At 41.7% G+C, this 2,573-nt stretch carries 5 protein-coding genes; 4 read left to right on the top strand and 1 reads right to left on the bottom strand.

The features are described 5' to 3' along the window. Positions 1-265 precede the first annotated feature (265 nt). The 4 genes from F5984_RS26415 to F5984_RS26430 are packed head-to-tail and all read left to right on the top strand — an operon-like array spanning position 266 to position 1,892. The gene (locus F5984_RS26415) at positions 266-661 is read left to right on the top strand and encodes an ArsR/SmtB family transcription factor (protein WP_019991102.1); all 396 of its coding nucleotides are present in this window, start codon (positions 266-268) and stop codon (positions 659-661) included. Next, a complete protein-coding gene (gene merTP, locus F5984_RS26420) occupies positions 658-1,245 on the top strand; it encodes a mercuric transport protein MerTP (RefSeq protein ID WP_027303351.1) in 588 nt (195 codons plus the stop codon). Before F5984_RS26415 ends, merTP begins: the two co-directional genes overlap by 4 nt. 6 nt (positions 1,246-1,251) lie before the next feature. Continuing rightward, complete coding sequence (locus F5984_RS26880) at positions 1,252-1,461, top strand: GDCCVxC domain-containing (seleno)protein (RefSeq protein WP_083940642.1); 210 nt, start codon at positions 1,252-1,254, stop codon at positions 1,459-1,461. Between the two features lie 26 nt (positions 1,462-1,487). Then, positions 1,488-1,892: a VOC family protein gene (locus F5984_RS26430; RefSeq protein WP_138279473.1), complete on the top strand. Its 405-nt coding sequence runs from the start codon at positions 1,488-1,490 to the stop codon at positions 1,890-1,892. 37 nt (positions 1,893-1,929) lie between these two features. On the opposite strand, the gene F5984_RS26435 is transcribed toward F5984_RS26430, so the two are convergent. Continuing rightward, positions 1,930-2,544, bottom strand: coding sequence for a recombinase family protein (locus F5984_RS26435; RefSeq protein WP_019991099.1), 615 nt, complete (start codon positions 2,542-2,544; stop codon positions 1,930-1,932). Positions 2,545-2,573: the final 29 nt, after the last annotated feature.

Here is a 2,573-nt window from a genome sequence, read left to right on the forward strand (position 1 = left end):
GAGGTTTTTCTTACAAATGTCCGGAAAACGGCGTTAGTAAACTACGCTTTTAGTTTTGAGGCATAATTTATACACTGTTCTATACGAAATTTCCAGTTGCCTTGAAATAGGGTTCTTCTGGTCCGCCAACCCGGTCCCAACCGCAGCGGCGGCCAATGAGTTAGTTTACTCTGTTTGACTATTTGCACATAGTTTTTAATCTTCAAAAATATATTTAAGCAAATACTTAAATACTGTTATATTTGCCCAAATATTAGTGGCAGATATGGAAGATGTAGAAAAAGAGTCAGATCAAATTAGTAGCTGCATCCGTTTGTTCGCGGATCAAGAGCAGATCCAACTATGCAAGGAAACCTTAGACGAAAATGAAGACGCTTTTACCAGGTTAGCGCAGGTTTATGCGCTTGCTGGAAATGAGGCCCGGCTTAAAATACTTTATCTTATCCAGCAGCAGAACGAGCTTTGTCCTTGCGATTTGAGTGATATTTTGCAAATGACCGTCCCTGCTATTTCTCAGCACCTGCGAAAACTGAAAGATGCCAGTTTAGTACGTACCAGAAAAACTGGACAAACTATCTTTTATTCGATCATACCTGATCAGGCCAGTATCATCGGTCAACTATTTGTTGATATCCCCAGTCAAGAAAGTGTAGCCTTATGAAAGCGTCCAAAATCACCGCTAATGCCAGCATACTAACTGCATTGGCAAGTTCTGTTTGCTGTATCACACCATTATTGGCCATGGTGGCCGGGACAAGCAGCTTGGCAACCACTTTTGATTGGATTGCGCCTGCGCGTCCTTATTTTATTGCTGGAACCGTATTGATTTTGGGTTTTGCATGGTATCAGCAGTTAAAACCCGCTTCCGAAGACTCATGTAATTGTGGACCTGAAAACAAACCATTTATGCAAACCAAAAAGTTTTTAAGCCTGGTAACCCTTGCAGCAGTACTTCTGATTGCCGTCCCAAGTTATTCAGGACTGGCCTATCAGCAAAAGCAGGAAGCACAACAACCGGTTTCCAAAACAGACCAAACAGCCTATATAAAAATTAAGGGAATGACCTGTGAAGGGTGTGAACATCATGTTAAACAGGAAGTTAATAAGTTAAAAGGCATACGGCAGGTTCAGGTCTCGTATAAGAATGGCAATGCAACGGTTAGATATGATAGTAAGAAAACGTCACTGGCAGAAATTAAAAAGGCAGTCGACGCTACTGGTTATAAAGTTGTTGAAACAAACTAAGCAGTTATGAATTTAATATTGGAATCCATACTTACTTGTCCGCATTGCGGCACCCGACGCTTGGAAACAATGCCTGTTGATGCATGTATGTACTTTTACGAGTGTACAAATTGCAAAACATTGTTAAAGCCTGCTTCCGGTGACTGCTGTGTTTTTTGCACTTATGGAACCCAAAAATGTCCCCCGATACAATTGAATAAGTCGTGCTGTGCTTGAACTAAATGATATCAGTATCTATAAAAATGAAGAAAACGATCCCAGCTCTTCCTGTTAAAAACATTGACGAATCCGTTAAATTCTATTCTGAAAAGTTAGGTTTTACAGCACCTTATTATGACGATGGCTTTGCAAAAGTAGTCCGGGACGAAATTGAAATCCACTTGTGGGCATCTTCGGATGAAAGCTGGAAGAATAAAGGCTTATCCCTGGTAGCAGATCCAATTTGCAGTGGGGCTGAAAGCTTTCTGGCAGGCACGGCCAGTTGCCGGATTGAAGTCCAGGGTATTGATGAGTTGTACGAAGAATATAAAAAGCAAGGTGTAATTTATGATATTGACACTGTTGTACAAGAGCAGCCATGGGGAGACCGGGAATTTCCGGCACTAGACCACCATCGCAATCTGTTAACTTTTTATGAGGAGATTTAGAAAAGCCAAGATCATCATTGATGCTAAATTAACGCGGTTAAAGAGTATCCTTCGCTTTGGATAGGTAGTTGTAAACTGTTCCATAAGCTATTCCTAGTTGTTTAGAAATCTTGTTCATTGATAATCCTTGCTTTTGCAAATCAAAAATTTCATTCTGTCGATCCATTGATATAGTTGGCCGTGAAATACGTTTTCCTTGTGCTTTTGCCCTTGCCATACCGGCTTTAACCCTTTGGCTGATCAGTGAGCTCTCAAATTGGGCCAGAGAAGCCATCACATGAAATATCAGCTCACCAGTCGGCGTGGTGGTATCAATATTTTCCTGATAGGAGATAAAATCTATTCCCATACTCTGAAATTCCTTCATGGCATTGACCAGTGCCTGGGTTGAGCGGGCAAAGCGGTCATACCGCCAAACCAGGACTACATCCAGCTTTCTCTTTCTGGCCGCTTCCATCATCAATTTATACTGGACCCTGTCTTGGGTTGTTCCGGAAGCGTAGTCTATAAATTCTCCCATGACTTCAAAGTTTCGTCTTTGGGCGTAGTCCCGTAACTGGTCCAGCTGGGTCTGTGGATCCTGCCCTTTATCCAGAGTAGATACTCTGGCATATAGTGCTACCCGTTTGGCCCGATTGTTCTGTTTTTTCATTTAATTGCTTATCAAAAAGGAACTCCTTT

The organism is Rudanella paleaurantiibacter, from assembly GCF_009184635.1.
Taxonomy (GTDB): Bacteria; Bacteroidota; Bacteroidia; order Cytophagales; family Spirosomataceae; genus Rudanella; species Rudanella paleaurantiibacter.